Genomic DNA, 14,954 nt, shown 5'->3' on the forward strand with positions numbered 1-14,954 from the left:
TGAAAGCAAGAAGCTGAAAGCAGGTGTGCCTCCTTGCTTTGAGCTTTAAACTTTGAGCTTTTAAGCTATTGCTGCTCGATTTCTGCCAGGACCTTTTCCACTTCGGCCATGTTTCCGGCGCTTAAGGCTGCTTCCAGATTTCCGTTCCCATAGGCGATAAAATGGACCCCGGCGGCCCTGGCGGTTTCAAGATCGATGGGTGAATCGCCGATGTAGACCGCCTGATCCGGGCCCAGGTCAAAAAAATCGAGGATTTTGTGAATCGATTCCGGGTGAGGCTTGGGATTCTCCACATCCAGGGACGATACCACCATATCAAAAAACCCGCTCAGGCTGTTTTGATCCAACACATCCATGATGGTGTTGCTGCGGTTGGTGGCCACGGCCAGCCGTACCCTGGGCCTGAGATGGATGAGGAGCTCTTTCAGGCCGGGTTCCATGACCATATCCTTGATAAAGGGCGAATAGTCCATCTGCAACCGGTAGGCCTGGGCCTCCTCAGTGAACGGCGTCCCCTGGAAAATATGGCGGACCGACTTCTCCGCCGTGTTCATATGCACGTAATCCGTCTGGTCTTCCGCCATGAGCGGGAGGCCGTAGCGCTCCAGGAGGTGGTTATAAAAATTGATATTGGCCTGACGTGAGTCGAACATGACCCCGTCGCAGTCAAAGATCACCGCAGATATTTTTTTTATGTTGGTCATGGAAGTCAAGAAAACCTCGTGCCGGGGCCATACCGCATCCTTCCATATCCTGTGGTTGTGGAGGGGAGATATATCAACCCGTGCTGTTAAAAAATCCTATGATGGCAAGGATTATGATGACTAAACCGAATCCGAGATAACTGAGGGTGAAGGGATTCATCTGGAATACATTGGTCGCGAAGACCTCTTCCCGATTGAGAAAATACACCCAATAGAAGATGAAGAGGTAATTGACGAGCAGTGCCAGTTTTGCTTTGCCGATGAAAAATATCAGCGAGCACAAGACCAGCAGCAAGCTCATCTGAAAGAGGGGTATCGATAATTCGATCGCATACAGGGTGTCCATGACCCTCCTTTCATATGCGCTTGGCTGATGACGCCGGGACTATTCCGAGGGGACTTGCCACTGCCAAAGTCCATCAAAAAAATAGGTGATCCCCACAAATCCACCCACGGCATTGATGCCGGAATTGCGTTCCGCCATGTCCGCATTGGAAATGTGTTGAATCATCCCCTCCACGTCAAGTGCCCATTTGTCGGAAATCATATAGTGCAATCCCACGCTGGCCTGGGGGGTGAATTCGATGGCCTGGCCGATGGCATTCTGGGATTGGTCCTTATATGCGTCATTGTATATGATCCCGGCGCCCGCCTGGAGATAGGGAATCACTTTCCAATCCGGCTGGACGAAGTTGTACCGGACCAGGGCGGTTACCCCGCCCATATAATTTCCAAAACCCTTGAAGATAATGGAATTGGTGACTTCAAAAATGCCTTCCCAGTTTCCTCTCAGGAAGCAATCCTGCGGCCCGGGATCGGTAAACATAACCCCCAGCCGCAGGTTGGTCTGGGCATAGTTGAAGACAGGGGTGCCATCCGGGACGTTCGTCAGAGAAAACAGGGCCCCGGAAACGAGTTGAAGCGAAAGGCGCCCCTTGGCATAAACGTCGTTTTCCGAATGCGCCGCTGTCTCCGGGACCGGTTCGGCCCATGCAGAAGAAGACCATCCAAGCAGTATTGCGAAACAGAAGAAGAGAGGGGTGAATTTCAGTCCGGACAGTACGCGAATCATTGGATTATGCATGTTCGATACCTCGTCAGGTGTCGGTACAGCAAGTGAACGTGAGCAGCGGTCAGGATTTAACGGTGAGTATAAGCAGCTGCCGCTTGTGTGTCAAACACAAAAGGGTGTGAGGCGTATCGGGCGATTATTCATTTGTGCTTGAGAGCGATTGAATTTAATGATAATACCCCAGGAGTTGGACGGCCCGGCGTCCGGTTCAGGATTGGATACTTCAGGCAAAGGAGACAATATGATAACGAATATAGATACAAATGTCATTGTCTCCGCAATCCAGCGAACCCAATAAACTCAGGGAGCCCAGCCCTGCTGGCTTATAAGTGAGAGGCCGAAAATAGCCGTGTTGCCCAGGGAGTGGAGGGTGATGGGGACCATGAGGTTTTTTTCAACCTCGTAGGCCAGGGCAAAGAGGAGGCCCCCCACCACCTGGGTGATCGGAATGGCCGGGAAGACCGGGTGTGCCAGGACAAATGCGAGGGTGCTCAACAGGATGGCCGCCACGGCCCCCCACCGCCTGAAATACCCGTAGAGGACGCCTCGGAAAAAGAGTTCTTCCGTGACCGGAGCGATGAGTCCTCCCACAATAAAAAAGAGGAGGATATGGCCGGGACGGGCCGGGAGGGGGGTATGTATCAAGGAGAGAGGGTGGATGCCCGCGACATAGAGGAGGGCCCCTGCCAGTAAAACAAGAAGCCCGAAACCCCCAGTCCAGAGGAGTCCCCTTCTGAGTCCCGGAACCAATTCTTTCAGAGACAATCCAATGGGCCTCAGTCTTTTATGCCGGACAAAAACAATCAGGGTGATGAGACCGGCCTGCAACAGGCGCACCCCTCCGAGAACCACCATGGGTGGGACGGTCTTTCCCTGTAATTCCAGCCTCGTACCGGCTTCCACGGCAATGACCGCCCCGAGACAGAGGGCCAGGGTCTTCATCTGGATTCCGGCTGATTCCCCTCGGTCGTTCTTCGATGTCATCCTTCGACCAAGCTAATGACGTCCCTGCAGCCCCGGATAATCTCCTCAGCATCCTGCCGGTTCAAGGTACCGATCTTTTCAAGGAGTCGCCCCTTATCCACCGTGGCCATTTGACTCACCACGGCAACGCTTGCCCTGGGGAGATTCCCGGCCCCCTTGTTGAGGCGCACGTTTCCGGGGACCTCAGCCAGTTTCAGTTTGGACGTCAGGAGGGCAACCACGGTCGTCCGGATATGACTTCGGTTCAGCAGATCATTTTGAATCACCACCGCGGGCCGTTTCCCGGCCGGCCCGGAATCGGATGCAGGACCGAATCGGACCCAGTAGACGTCTCCCTGATTCGGCGTTACCACGGCAGCTCCTCCACATCGGTGCTGTCTGCAATGGATTCCGCCATTCTGTGCTGTTCTTCCGATACCTCCGGGTCGTCATAGACCTTGTTGATCTGATCGATCAGGTCCTGTTCCTTTATTTTTCTAAGTTTATCCGAAAGGGCCTCGGTCACGACATGGCTGAGCTTGACATCATACCTCACGGAAAGCTCCCTGATCTCTTTGTAGATCTCCCTTGGAATCGTCACGCTTACCTTTGCGTACCCCATGTGTGATCCTCCTTGTAATCCTACCATTAACCCTGTTCAGTGCCTGAACGAAAATCACGCCTTGGCGTGATTCAGGCACAATTGAATATTCAAGAATTGAAAATTGAAAATTGATGGCCTCGTAAAAAGTCAGGAAATGCCATTTTTCGTCATTCCGGCGAAAGCCGGAATCCAGTAAACTCAATCGCTTATAAGAACCCTGGACCCCGTTTTTCAACGGGGTGACGACTTTTTACGAATCCATCAAAATTGATGGAACAACATTTACATTAACAGAACCTCTTCTCATATTTCACTCTTTCTTGATTTTCGGGGTTTCCGTTTGGGTACTATTTATATGCTTCCATGAGAGGATTGTCAATCCGATTATTTGCCTGCTTCAATCCTCCCTGACGCCATCCCAATTCCTTCAATGCCCGGTAGGCATACCACTGGGGGTACCAGTGGTCCGAGGTTTGGATCCGATTCAGGATTTCTGGTATGGCACGTGGATCTCCTCTCCGGCCCAGGGACTGAAAGGCCATGCATACCACCGAAGGAGAGGGGTCATCGAGGAGACGCAACAGGTCCTCATGGGTTTCGGGGCCCCGGTTGACGCTCAGGGCCTTTGCCAGCCAGTAGCGCTCCGGGATGTGAGGGCTTGCCAACATCCTCTGATAGGAAGGAAAACCGGAAACGTCCATCCGTTTCTGTCGGATCGTCTTCAGGCCGGCAACCCTCTCCTGCCAGCGGCCGGATGTGAGCAACCTGTCCGGATGACCCTTTTCAGTGTCTCCCCCGCTGCCGGACCAAAGAGGCATCAGCAGCAAAATGCCGGATAAGACACACAGGACAACGGCCGTCCCGACGGCGGTTCCGGGACCGACGCACCGGGTTAACGGGAAAAGGAGAATGCTGTACAGGAAGAGATAGAGGGTCACAGGAAATCCCATCAGGAGGCTGTAATAGGTGAATTGACGGAAAAAGGGGTATCTGTCTGTTTCCAGGGAAAACCGCCTCAAACCCTTTGCCGGGGCCGCCAGGAAATCCCGGGGAGTGGTCCGGAGGATTGCCTCCCCTTTGTTCTCGAATATCAGGTCCCCCCCCGATTCGCTGATCTTGAGGTCAACCTCCTCCTTTCCTTCCATCGGGAGGTAGTCGTGGCGGAGCAGTTTTGCTTGCAACAAGGCTTTCAATGGTTTTTTTTCGATGGAATCCAGGGAGGCGGTCTTGAGTAATTTCTGGTCCAGCGATTTGAAGACCTCCGCAGGATAGAGGGTATATCGGTAATAGAAGTCGTTTATCTTTGCGCCGAAGGCATTGGAGAGGAGGAGCCTGTCCCTGAAATCCAGAAAAATGTCATTGTTCAGCTGGGGCGCCCAAAGAGAGGCCAACAGGATAATGGCCGTGAGATGAACCAGGGCGGAAGGCCAGCCAGTTCCCGGTCCCTGCAGGGGCATTTGTCTCAGTGTGATCCAGAAGACCACGGCCGGTATTACGGCAAAGTAGGCGGTTGCCATGGGGGAAATGCCTTTCCAATTCACCGCGACAATGGCTCCGGCCCACACCAGAAGGAGGGGAACCAGGGAAAGGGGGTTGCGGGAAAAGCCCCGGTCCCAGACCCAGGCCGCGGCAAAGGAGAGGAGGGAGATACCGGCGCCTGTGCTCAGGGTAAAGAAGAGCCCGCCGTAAACCGCCGGGATCGGTTCCCGTAGATGCTCCATGGTCTGTTGGTTGGGGATGGGGAGATAGCCGGCCTGAGCAATGGCCGAAAGGGAATTGTAGAGGGAGATGTTGGAGAGATAGACCTGGAGGGCGGCGATGATCTGTGCCGTCAGGAGACCGGCCAGAAGGGCCGCGGCAGGATAACAGGTTGTCTGCCATGGGTAAGGTCGAAGCAAGTTGTCCCGGCTCCTGTGGATGATGGCCTCGCGAAAGGACGAAAAGGACCCAAATGACATAAGCCCCGTAATCCCTCAATTCCTGAATCCGAGCCAAGGCGCGGGGGGCAGGGCGCAGGGAGCAGGGAGCAGGGAGCAGGGGGCAGGGTGCCATCCAGTATCCAGTATCGAGTATCAAGTATCGAGTATCCAGTATCCAGTATGCAGCATCCAGCATCACTGATACGTCACCCTGAACACCTCTTCGATGGTGGTGATCCCGTTCAATACCTTCTGGGCCCCGTCCTGACGCAGGGTCAACATCCCCTGTTCCACCGCCTTCTGCTTGATGGCATTGGAATCGGATGTTTTCAATATGAGGTTCCTGACCGGTTCGTCCAGGATCATGAGTTCAAATATGCCGGTCCTCCCCTTGAATCCGGTGTCCAGACAGGACGGGCAGCCGCGTCCCCGGCAGATTTCTCTCCCTTGGGCCATCTCAGGGGGGATGCCGATGCTCTGAAGGGACTCTTGGTCGGGCGTATATGCCTCTTTGCAGTCCTTGCAGATGACCCGGACCAGCCGCTGAGCGAGGATGGCGGTCACCGAGGAGGTCACCAGGAAAGGCTCAATCCCCATGTCAACGAGCCGGGTCGTGGCGCTGGCCGAATCATTGGTGTGCAGCGTCGAAAAGACCAGGTGCCCGGTCAGGGCGGATTGTGTGGCGATTTCGGCGGTTTCCAGATCCCGTATCTCGCCCACCAGGATGACGTCCGGATCCTGCCGGACAATGGACCGGAGTCCTTTGGCAAAGGTGAGGTCGATCTTGGGGTTGACCTGGATCTGGCCGATGCCGTCAAGCTGGTATTCGATGGGGTCTTCGATGGTGATGATGTTGATATCCGTCGTATTGATGGTGGAGAGGGCCGCATAAAGGGTGGTGGTCTTGCCGCTGCCGGTGGGTCCGGTGACCAGAAGGATCCCGTGGGGCGACCGGATGAGCCGGTTGAACTGGTCCAGCCGGTCCGCCGGCATGCCGAGATCCGAGACGTTCAAGAGGATACTGGTCTTGTCGAGCAGTCGCAGGACCACCCGTTCGCCAAAGGCCACCGGGATGGTGGACACCCGGATGTCGATGCTCTTGTCGGCAATCCGGATCTCGATCCGGCCGTCCTGGGGGAGTCGCTTCTCGGCGATATTCATCTTGGCCATGATCTTGATGCGGGAGATCAATGCCGATTGAATACGCTTGGGCGGGGAGAGCATGTCATAGAGGATCCCGTCCACCCGGTAGCGGATCTTGAGGGCGTGCTGGGAGTGCTCGATGTGAATATCGCTGGCCCTGGCCTTCACCGCCTGGGAGAGCATCAGGTTGACCAGCTTGACCACCGGGGCGTCGCTGGTGTCCTCCAGGAGGTCGCCGGTCTCCTGGATCTCGGAGAGGATCTGGCTGGTGTCCTCCCCGTGCATGTCCTCGATCACCTGTTCGGCGGAATCTCGGCTCATGTCATAGGCATAATTGATCACGGAGAGGATGTTCCCATAGGGGGAGAGGACGACCTCCGCTTCCTTCAGGGCCGGCAGACGCCTCAGGTCATCCAGGGGTTGAAAGAGAAGCGGGTCGCAGATGGCGATAACCGCGGCCCTGGGCGTAATAACAGGGGTCATTTTATGTTTTCTGAGAAACTGGATCGGGATGTCCTGGGTAAAGGACGTGTCGAGATCGGGCGACATGAGGGTCGGCAGGACCTGGATGTGGAACTGGGCCCCCAGGGCCTCCAGGAGTTCCATTTCGGTGACGGCGCCCTGCCGGATGAGGATCTCCCCGATCCGTCCCCCCTTTTCCGACTGGATCCGAAGGGCCTCCTCGAGGACCTGGCGGGTGAGGCCGGTGGTCTCCATCAATATTTCGCCGATTCGTCTGTGGTGCATGAAAATAGATTCCAGGGTTCAGAGGTCAGAGATCAGAGATCAGAAAAACCATAACCCATAACCCATAACCCATAACCCATCAGCCATCAGCCATCAGCTATCAGCCATCAGCCATCAGCCATCAGCCATCAGCTATTATTCCTTGTCCCCCATCGGAGCAGGCCTGGGGTCGGACCGTTTGTATAACTTGATGACCCCCTCCTTGATGGTTTCGATCTGGTCCTTTTTTTCCTGATAGACCTTTTTCGCTTCTTCGGGTTTCTGGATGATATGGGGCGTCAGAAAAACAAAGAGGTTGGTCTTTTCAATCCTCTTGGAAGTGGATTTAAAGAGCCAACTGATGAGGGGCATATTTCCGAGACAGGGGACCTTATAGTCGATGTGGGTCGTTTCGTCGCCGATCAGACCCCCGATGACCACGGTGTTGGCGTCCTTTACCACAACCGTGGTCTGGGCCAGGCGTTTGTAGGTGGAGGGCCTGTCGCTGGTTTCCACGGTCTGGATCAATCTTGAGACTTCCTGGAAGATCTTGAGGCGGACAAAGCGCTCCTGGCTGATCTGAGGCGTTACCTTCATGGTCACGCCGACATCCTTGTATTCGTAATTGGTATAGTCCACTTCTGCCGCGGTTGTGTCTCTACTGGTGATATAGGGGATGTTTCTTCCCACCATGATTTCGGCCTCTTCATTGTCGGTGGTGAGCAACTGGGGCGTGGAGAGGATGTTCACGTCCGTATCCTGCTGGTACGCGTGCGCCACAGCGGCCAGGTTCGGGAATTTGATGCCTGCGATTTCAATGGCTTCACCGATCACCCCCAATGAAAATCCTCTGGTCAGGGCGCCCTTGAGCACGCTGTTGGTGGTTTTGAAGCCGTCGCTGCTGGATCCGGCGAACACCCCTCCATCTTTTCCATCGTATGAAAAGGTCTTGATCCCCTCCCATTCCACGCCGAGGCTGAAGTCCTTCTCCACGTTCACCTCCATGATGAGGGCCTCGATAAAGACCATCGACCTGGGGATGTCGAGTTTTTGAATCACCTCTTCCAGTACGAGGTAGTCATCCTTGTCGGCCATTATCACCAGGGAGTTGGTGGCCTTGTCGGCGACGATCCGGGCCTCCTTGGAAATCACCGGAGTCTTCCCCTTTTCCGTCTCGGCCGCCTGTTTGGAGGGGAGGGTGGTCAGCACCTTGGTCAGCTCCTCGGCATTGGCATGCTGCAGATAATAGACGCGGATGCTCCCTTCTCCCCGGGGCGTTTCCCTGTCCAGCAACTTGACCAGCTCCCTGATCTTGAGGGTATCGTCTTCGGATGCCAAGAGGATAAGGGCGTTGGTCCTCTCGTCCGGGACGATCCGCACCTCGGATTCCACCTGCTGGGGCGTCTTGGGCCTCCGCATGTCTCTCTGAAAGATGGTCTCGATGGATTTGGCCAGGGTGGCCGCCATGGCGTGGCGAAGGGGGATCACCGATATTTCCTCACCCACCCCCTCCACATCAATGGCCTTTGTAATGCGGAGGAGTCGTTCGATATTGGAGAGGACATCGGTCACGATCAGGGTTCGCGTGGCCGGGTAGGAGACAATCACACTGCTCTTGGATATCAGGGGGGTGAAGAGCTTTTTCAACTCTTCCGGGTCCGCATACCTGAGGGGGATCAACTGGGTGATCACCTTATCTTCCGAACTCACGGCCTCGGCCCGCAGCCGGGTCTCCACACTCATGGATTTGGCGGTTACGGCCGGAACGATCTTAATAATGCTTCCCGCGGGCACGGTGGCAAAGCCGTGCACCTCCAGTACCGATTCAAACACCCGATACGCCTCGTCGACCGATATTTTGGTGGGAGAGACGATGGTGACCTTTCCCTTTACCGCGTTATCGATCACAAAGTTCTTCCCGGTCAGCTCGCTCATGAATTTGATGAAGACCGCCAGGTCCACATTGTCAAAATCGATGGTGACGTAAGGGTCGTCGAGCGGGTCACCGGCGGCCCCTCGGCTGTCAGGAATCGGGGCTGCCTCGGGCATACTGGCCTGCAAGGGCTGAGAACCGGCAGGAATGGGTTTTTCCGGCACAGGGGATTTCGGGGCCGGGTGCACGGAACCGGGTTTCTGAACCTGTTCCCCTCCTGTCCGGACACCTTCTCCGGCTGGAGATCGGTCAGAAGGCGCCACAGGCGTTATCCCCGCCTCCCCTGCAATCCGGGCGGCCCCGGCCGGTACGGCAGCCGTAACCAGCCATATGGCCGCCCACAGGATATATTTAAGATAGGTTGCGTTCATGGTCGCGTATCGTGTTCCGGAGCAATGCCCCTTCCTCTATTTCCATGGTTACAGCTTACCGGTTGCCCGTTGCTCATTGCTGGTTGCTGGTTGAGCGCTCACTTTCTCACCTTCTCACCTTCTCACCTTCTTGCCCTCTCACCCTCTCACCCTCGATCTAATCCACAATCTCCGCAAACCCCGGTGCATTGCGCAGGTTTTCCAGATCCGCATCTTCCAGGGCCCATGCCTTGACCTGAGGATTCAGGGAGACCGCTCGTTTCAGGTATCTGATCCCTTGTTCCGCCTGATCCGTGAGGGCGAAGAGACACGCCAGATTGTAGCAGGGATCTACGTATCCCGGTTTCAGACGGAGGGCCTTTTCTAATCTGCTTCGGGCCTCCGGATAGTTTTTCTCGGTCATCAGGATAACGCCGAGGTTGTTCAATGCCGCCACATCGCCGGGATCCGCCTTGAGGGCCTTCATATAAAAAATCTTGGCCTCACTCAGCCGTCCGTCCCTGTGGTGCGCTTTTCCGGCTTGATAGAACGCATCAACATCTGCGGATTTACCCGGCACGGGGTCCGGGGCCCCACCTGCACGCGTCGGTTTCAAAGGGGCCTCTGGGGTTGCCCGGGGACCGCTTGAATCCAACCATGAATAGGCGATAAAAGCAAGAAAAAGGATGCCGAGCACCGCCGCAGCAATCAACGCGGGTTTTGCAACAAGGCCCGACCCTTTTGAACGGGATGAGAGGGGGATCTCCTCATGCTTTTCGCTACGGTCGTCCCTTTCGGTCTGGGCCTTTTTCAATGCTTGATGGATGTAGCTCATAATGACACCAAGAATTGGGGGATTTCGTTCATTCCGTCATCTGAAACAGAAGGGCCATGGTCCTGGGGCCGACGATCCCATCCGCATTCAGACCGAAGTCCTTCTGATACCTGACGACTTCCCTGTAGGTCTGCTCATTGAACACCCCGTCCTCCTCTATTGCATATCCGATCCGGTTCAGGAGCCGCTGGACCTTAAGGACCTCAGGGGAGATCATCCCTTTGTTCAGGTGCCGGTCACCCTCTTCATAGGGGTAGAGGAAGGAGACCTTTCCGCCCCAGTGCTTCAGGATAAATTCTCTGGAAACCGTCCGGGGGTTCCCTTCCCGGTCCAGGGCTACAGCGCCCCGGTCGGTTGTCCTGCTGAACAGGAGATAGCGGGGTTGCGGCAGGGCAGGGGGGAAGGGACCGGCCACGGTCACCCGAAATGACTTCTTCAAAAGCGTAAAATATTCCGGCGCCAGGCTCAAGGAGATCAGCCCCAGGTTGAGATCGCCCGTATCCGGAGTGATGTTTCCGTCCGGGCCATAGACCTTTCCCGGCCGGAGGCGGCTGTGGGCTCGAAACAGATCGAACAGGCCGGTGAAGCTTGAACGTTCATCCAGGAACAGGGCGTCCGTTGTCTGTTCCACGGGCCTGGTCAAAGGGGGGGCCGTCACCGTTTCAGGAGGGAAAGCGGCATCCCGCCAGAGGCGCCAGCCGGCAAAGGCCGCAGTGATTACAAGCAACAGGAGGAGGACGATGGTCAGCCATCGGAGGCCGTATCCGGCTCGCGGTTCCGGCATCCGCCCGGCCCCTGAACCCCCGGACAGATCTTTGATGGCCTCTTTGATCATCCGGCGGGTAATGGTCTGCTTTTCATTGGCGTATGCAATCAGGAGGGCCCGGTCGCAGACGGCGTTGATCCTTCTGGGGTTCCCCCGGCTGTACGCATAGATCGTGGTGAGGGCCCCTTTGGTAAACTTCAGATTTTCGCCCCCTCCCGCCACTGACAGTCGATGGCGGACATACCCCTTCAGGTCGGCCGCGTCCACGGGCTTGAGGTCGTATCGGACGGTAATCCGCTCATTCAACTGTCTCAGGGACGGCGCAGACAGGATGCCCTTCAACTCCGACTGACCCACCAGCACCACCTGGATCAGCTTGTCCTTCTCCGTCTCCAGGTTGGAAAGCATCCGTATCTGTTCCAGGACCGGAGGGGAAAGATTCTGGGCCTCGTCCACCAAAAGGAGTGCATTACCGCCCTTTCCGAAGTTGTCCAGGAGGAACCGGTTGAGGGCATCAATGTAATCCTTCTTACTCTTTGCTTCAGGCCCCATCGGAATGCCGAACTCCTGGTTAATGGTCTCCAGGACCTCCATGTCGGAGATAAAGGAGCTGAAGATCAGGGCGCTCTTTGTATTCGGATCCAGATGGTCCAGGAGGGCCCGGCAGAGGGTGGTCTTTCCGGTGCCGATGCCTCCGGTAATGGCGATAAACCCCCTCCTCTCATTGATTCCGTAGAGGAGATGGTCGAGGGCCTCCCTGTGATACCGGCTCAGATAGAGATATCTCGGGTCCGGCGTCAGATTGAATGGATTTTCCTTAAAACCAAAAAAGGCGGTGTACATGGGTGCAAGACGCAAGGGTCAACTTAAAGGATTTGCGCGAAACAGCTTCTCCCTTTTCAGGGAGCAATACATCCCGTGATGCCGGGCATCCGGGCAGTCGATTCTCAAGGGCCGCGACACGATGAGAGCATACGCGAAGTCACCGGAAACATCAATCGTAGATTTGACCCGGACCGGGGGCTCAAGGCCGTGGTTTCAGGACAGGCGTTTTATGACACAGGGATATTGACAGGTATGGCGGCGCGGCCTAAACATCTTTCATGGGCGAAAACAGGGCGATCAAGAGGCCTAAAAAGGTGAAGAAGCCTGAAGAAATAAAAAGCATGTCCATTCCCACCTGATGGGCGACCCACCCCGAAACCACGGCCCCGGTGATGAATCCGCTGTCATAGATCCCGGTGAAGAGAGACATGATGGCCGGCTTTTCCCGGAATGATCCGTGGGAGGCGGCCATGGCGTTGTGTGTGGCAAAAAGAAGCCCCATTCCGGCGCCGAACATTACGGCGGTGATGAGGAAAAGCGGAGACGCTAGGGTCCCCGGTACCAGGAGGATGCCCAGACAAAGAAAGGGATAGGAGAGATAGGTCAAAAACAGGTTGCCGTACCGGTCCAGGAGCCTTCCCAGGGTGAGGAGGACGATGATGGCCGAAAGATATGAGAAAAAAAAGAACGGGCCGGCTGCGGCGTCATGTTTCGCGGCGATCAAGGCCAGAAAATTGGTGAGCGTGGCCTGAGAATGGGCGAAGATGAAGGTGGAGCAAAGCAGAAAGAAGAACGGCCGGTCCCGTAAGAGGGGCAGATAACCGACAGTGCCTTTTTCATCCTTGTCAACGGATGTATGCACGCGGCCGATGCCGAGCATCACGGAAACCCATCCTAAGATGACCGCGCCTGCGGCCGCCATGTAGAGGGCGGCGAAACCATATCGCCCGATCAACACCTCCCCCACCGAGGGGGCAAGGGCAATGGCGGCCATGAGCGACGCTCCGACCATGCTGAAGGCCGCACCCCGGCGGAGGGGGGAGGCCCCTTTCGCCACCATTGAGAAACTGCCTGCAATAACCGCGGAAAAACCGAGCCCATGGGTTACCCGTATCAGCAGCATCAAGGGGCCGAATGCGGTGATGAAAAGGTAACTCAGGGATGAGACCAGGCTCAGGGCCATGCCCGCGGAGATTACCCACGATTCTCCTTTAAGGACCGCCAGTTTGCCCATGAGCGGTCTGGACAGGACAGCGGATATGGAAAAGGCGCCCATCACCCACCCGATGGTGTGAGGACCCCCCCCCATGGCCTTCAGGGCAAGGGGATACAGGTAGAGCAATCCGATGTTGGCAAACATGAGAAAAAGGGAGAGGTCGAGAAACAGGAAGTGCCTGTTCCAGAGGGTATCGAAAGGGGCGGGACTGTTTTTGTTGAGAAGGATCACCGGAAATTCCCTGTTCACAACGGGTTGCCGCAGGATGGACAAAAACGGAAGCCCGGCGCGATGGGGCGGCCGCAGGAGGGACAGGTCAGGGTATGGGCGCCGGGATCCCGGGTCAAGACATTTCCGGAGTCATCGGAGATGCTCCCGCAGCTCCGGCATTGCAGAAAGGGGGTTCCCTTTTTCACCCGGAACAACGGGATAAAAAAGAGCGCGATATAGTGATCCACCCGCTTGAGGCGCGCCTGATACAGGCCGCACGCGCGGCACATCCTGGGGGTATCCTCCAGGGTTACAGTCTTGGGCTGTATGCCGCCGATAAAGAAAAACATGGGGTCTTTCCTTCATAAAGCAGGGAGTGGGGAGCACGGAGCAGGGGGCACCGAGCAGGGAGCGCTTTGAGCTTTCAGCTTTGAGCTCTGAGCTTCTATCTCTAATAGTGTATCGCCGAAAGCGGTTGAAATCAAGGAGGATCTCTGAGCGGCCTGTGGCGGATGGATGAAGAGAGATGCAAGCGTCCTTGAATATAAAGGGAGAATCGGTTATGGTGGTGGGCAGAAAGGAGAACACCATGAAACAGATAAAAGCAGCGCTTTACTTCATTCCGGGCCAGGACGACATGATCCCCGATGCCCACGTATATCTCATCGGGAACCCCGACTCAAAGGATCTGACCGTTGTGGACGCCGGGTTGATGGGCAAGGGACAGTACAAGATTGAGTCGATCCGGCAGGCCGGAATCCAGCTCACGGATATCAAACGGGTCATCATGACCCATATCCATCTGGACCATATCGGCTGCCTGGGAGAAATCCTTCAGGCGATCCCCGATGCCGAACTCTGGGTTCATAGTACAGAGGCCCTTCTTCTCGAACAGGGGGATGAGCGGGCGGTCTATGGAATGGATATGTTTCAGAGTATGTGTCAGGCCCAGTACGGAATCCGGCCGGGGGCCTTCACGTTTCAGGTCCATCGCAGGCTCCAGGGGGGCGAAACCCTGGATCTGGGGGGAACCACGTGGGAGGTGATCCATATTCCGGGCCACTCCGCGGGGAGTATCGGCCTGTATAACCGCCGGGAAAAGATCCTGATCCCCGGAGACACGGTCTATGCGGACTATGCCATCGGTCGTTTCGATCTGTACGGCGCCGACGGCGCACAGCTCAAGGACTCTCTCATGAAATTGGCGAATCTGGAGGTGGACATCCTCCTGCCGGGGCACAACCGGATTGTGGAGTCCGTACCCCCGGGCTATATCCTCGAGACCGCCAAACAGTGGGAGCCGTATCTGTCCTGAAGTTCAGAGATCGAGGGATTAGACGCTTTATCTGCAACTTCTCTGCACCATGCGGAGAAGTTGGTACCTTATCAGCTAGCGCGTGGGGGTCTCTGCCCAAGAGGTGCAAAAACCGAATACAGCCCCTGGGGACGGCAGCAGGGCTTTACAATACAGTCTGTTCCAGCCCCAAGTACAGCCTTTCATGGGACGGTATGTCCTTGCTGCCTTTCCGTAAACATTATCCAGAGCCCGGGGGCGGCCGCCGAATCATACGACCGCATTTTATTGCAGCTCTTGGGCAGAGACCCCCACGGGCCTCCGGAACGCTTCCGGGACTTGGGTGAAACCTGTTTGGTAGCGGCCGTCAGGCCGCCTTGGGAAAAGAACCTGC

The 14,954-nt window shown here is 56.1% G+C and carries 14 protein-coding genes; 1 reads left to right on the top strand and 13 read right to left on the bottom strand.

All coding sequences use genetic code 11. The features are described 5' to 3' along the window. Positions 1 to 65: 65 nt before the first annotated feature. From K9N21_04180 to K9N21_04240, 13 genes are all read right to left on the bottom strand, one after another. On the bottom strand, positions 66 to 704 hold the full coding sequence (locus tag K9N21_04180; GenBank protein MCF8143100.1) for an HAD family hydrolase: 639 nt from the start codon (positions 702 to 704) through the stop codon (positions 66 to 68). Positions 705 to 777: 73 nt separating this feature from the next. After that, a complete protein-coding gene (locus K9N21_04185; protein MCF8143101.1) occupies positions 778 to 1,050 on the bottom strand; it encodes a hypothetical protein in 273 nt (90 codons plus the stop codon). Between the two features lie 39 nt (positions 1,051 to 1,089). After that, complete coding sequence (locus K9N21_04190) at positions 1,090 to 1,788, bottom strand: acyloxyacyl hydrolase (protein MCF8143102.1); 699 nt, start codon at positions 1,786 to 1,788, stop codon at positions 1,090 to 1,092. Between the two features lie 288 nt (positions 1,789 to 2,076). After that, the gene (locus K9N21_04195; GenBank protein ID MCF8143103.1) at positions 2,077 to 2,760 is read right to left on the bottom strand and encodes a CPBP family intramembrane metalloprotease; all 684 of its coding nucleotides are present in this window, start codon (positions 2,758 to 2,760) and stop codon (positions 2,077 to 2,079) included. Continuing rightward, positions 2,757 to 3,113 (bottom strand): type II toxin-antitoxin system PemK/MazF family toxin, encoded by a 357-nt coding sequence (locus tag K9N21_04200; protein ID MCF8143104.1) that lies wholly within the window; start codon positions 3,111 to 3,113, stop codon positions 2,757 to 2,759. The genes K9N21_04195 and K9N21_04200 overlap by 4 nt, the downstream gene beginning before the upstream one ends. After that, positions 3,107 to 3,361, bottom strand: coding sequence for a hypothetical protein (locus tag K9N21_04205; protein ID MCF8143105.1), 255 nt, complete (start codon positions 3,359 to 3,361; stop codon positions 3,107 to 3,109). The genes K9N21_04200 and K9N21_04205 overlap by 7 nt, the downstream gene beginning before the upstream one ends. 329 nt (positions 3,362 to 3,690) lie before the next feature. After that, the gene (locus K9N21_04210; GenBank protein MCF8143106.1) at positions 3,691 to 5,241 is read right to left on the bottom strand and encodes a HEAT repeat domain-containing protein; all 1,551 of its coding nucleotides are present in this window, start codon (positions 5,239 to 5,241) and stop codon (positions 3,691 to 3,693) included. A 216-nt stretch (positions 5,242 to 5,457) separates the two neighbouring features. Next, positions 5,458 to 7,152, bottom strand: a complete 1,695-nt coding sequence (gene gspE / locus K9N21_04215; GenBank protein MCF8143107.1) for a type II secretion system ATPase GspE — start codon at positions 7,150 to 7,152, stop codon at positions 5,458 to 5,460. A 135-nt stretch (positions 7,153 to 7,287) separates the two neighbouring features. Continuing rightward, complete coding sequence (gspD, locus tag K9N21_04220) at positions 7,288 to 9,180, bottom strand: type II secretion system secretin GspD (GenBank protein MCF8143108.1); 1,893 nt, start codon at positions 9,178 to 9,180, stop codon at positions 7,288 to 7,290. A gap of 412 nt (positions 9,181 to 9,592) precedes the next feature. Then, positions 9,593 to 10,249, bottom strand: coding sequence for a tetratricopeptide repeat protein (locus K9N21_04225; GenBank protein MCF8143109.1), 657 nt, complete (start codon positions 10,247 to 10,249; stop codon positions 9,593 to 9,595). A 28-nt stretch (positions 10,250 to 10,277) separates the two neighbouring features. Beyond that, a complete protein-coding gene (locus tag K9N21_04230) occupies positions 10,278 to 11,873 on the bottom strand; it encodes an AAA family ATPase (GenBank protein MCF8143110.1) in 1,596 nt (531 codons plus the stop codon). A gap of 232 nt (positions 11,874 to 12,105) precedes the next feature. Then, the gene (locus K9N21_04235; GenBank protein ID MCF8143111.1) at positions 12,106 to 13,305 is read right to left on the bottom strand and encodes an MFS transporter; all 1,200 of its coding nucleotides are present in this window, start codon (positions 13,303 to 13,305) and stop codon (positions 12,106 to 12,108) included. Beyond that, positions 13,302 to 13,616 carry a zinc ribbon domain-containing protein gene (locus K9N21_04240; protein MCF8143112.1) on the bottom strand — a complete coding sequence of 105 codons (315 nt, stop codon included), beginning with the start codon at positions 13,614 to 13,616 and terminating at the stop codon, positions 13,302 to 13,304. The genes K9N21_04235 and K9N21_04240 overlap by 4 nt, the downstream gene beginning before the upstream one ends. 239 nt (positions 13,617 to 13,855) lie before the next feature. On the opposite strand from K9N21_04240, the gene K9N21_04245 reads away from it, so the two are divergent. Further along, a complete protein-coding gene (locus K9N21_04245; protein ID MCF8143113.1) occupies positions 13,856 to 14,581 on the top strand; it encodes an MBL fold metallo-hydrolase in 726 nt (241 codons plus the stop codon). The last annotated feature ends 373 nt before the right edge of the window (positions 14,582 to 14,954 follow it).

The sequence above is a fragment of the Deltaproteobacteria bacterium genome, from assembly GCA_021737785.1.
GTDB lineage: Bacteria > Desulfobacterota > DSM-4660 > Desulfatiglandales > Desulfatiglandaceae > AUK324.

What these genes read in the sequence shown, in the direction of transcription:
- K9N21_04205 (MCF8143105.1), bottom strand. Translation starts at nt 3,361, where the DNA reads ATGGGGTACGCAAAGGTAAGCGTGACGATTCCAAGGGAGATCTACAAA.
- K9N21_04190 (MCF8143102.1), bottom strand. Translation starts at nt 1,788, where the DNA reads ATGCATAATCCAATGATTCGCGTACTGTCCGGACTGAAATTCACCCCT.
- K9N21_04185 (MCF8143101.1), bottom strand. Translation starts at nt 1,050, where the DNA reads ATGGACACCCTGTATGCGATCGAATTATCGATACCCCTCTTTCAGATG.
- gspE (MCF8143107.1), bottom strand. Translation starts at nt 7,152, where the DNA reads ATGCACCACAGACGAATCGGCGAAATATTGATGGAGACCACCGGCCTC.
- K9N21_04240 (MCF8143112.1), bottom strand. Translation starts at nt 13,616, where the DNA reads ATGTTTTTCTTTATCGGCGGCATACAGCCCAAGACTGTAACCCTGGAG.
- K9N21_04245 (MCF8143113.1), top strand. Translation starts at nt 13,856, where the DNA reads ATGAAACAGATAAAAGCAGCGCTTTACTTCATTCCGGGCCAGGACGAC.
- gspD (MCF8143108.1), bottom strand. Translation starts at nt 9,180, where the DNA reads ATGCCCGAGGCAGCCCCGATTCCTGACAGCCGAGGGGCCGCCGGTGAC.
- K9N21_04195 (MCF8143103.1), bottom strand. Translation starts at nt 2,760, where the DNA reads ATGACATCGAAGAACGACCGAGGGGAATCAGCCGGAATCCAGATGAAG.
- K9N21_04180 (MCF8143100.1), bottom strand. Translation starts at nt 704, where the DNA reads ATGACCAACATAAAAAAAATATCTGCGGTGATCTTTGACTGCGACGGG.
- K9N21_04225 (MCF8143109.1), bottom strand. Translation starts at nt 10,249, where the DNA reads ATGAGCTACATCCATCAAGCATTGAAAAAGGCCCAGACCGAAAGGGAC.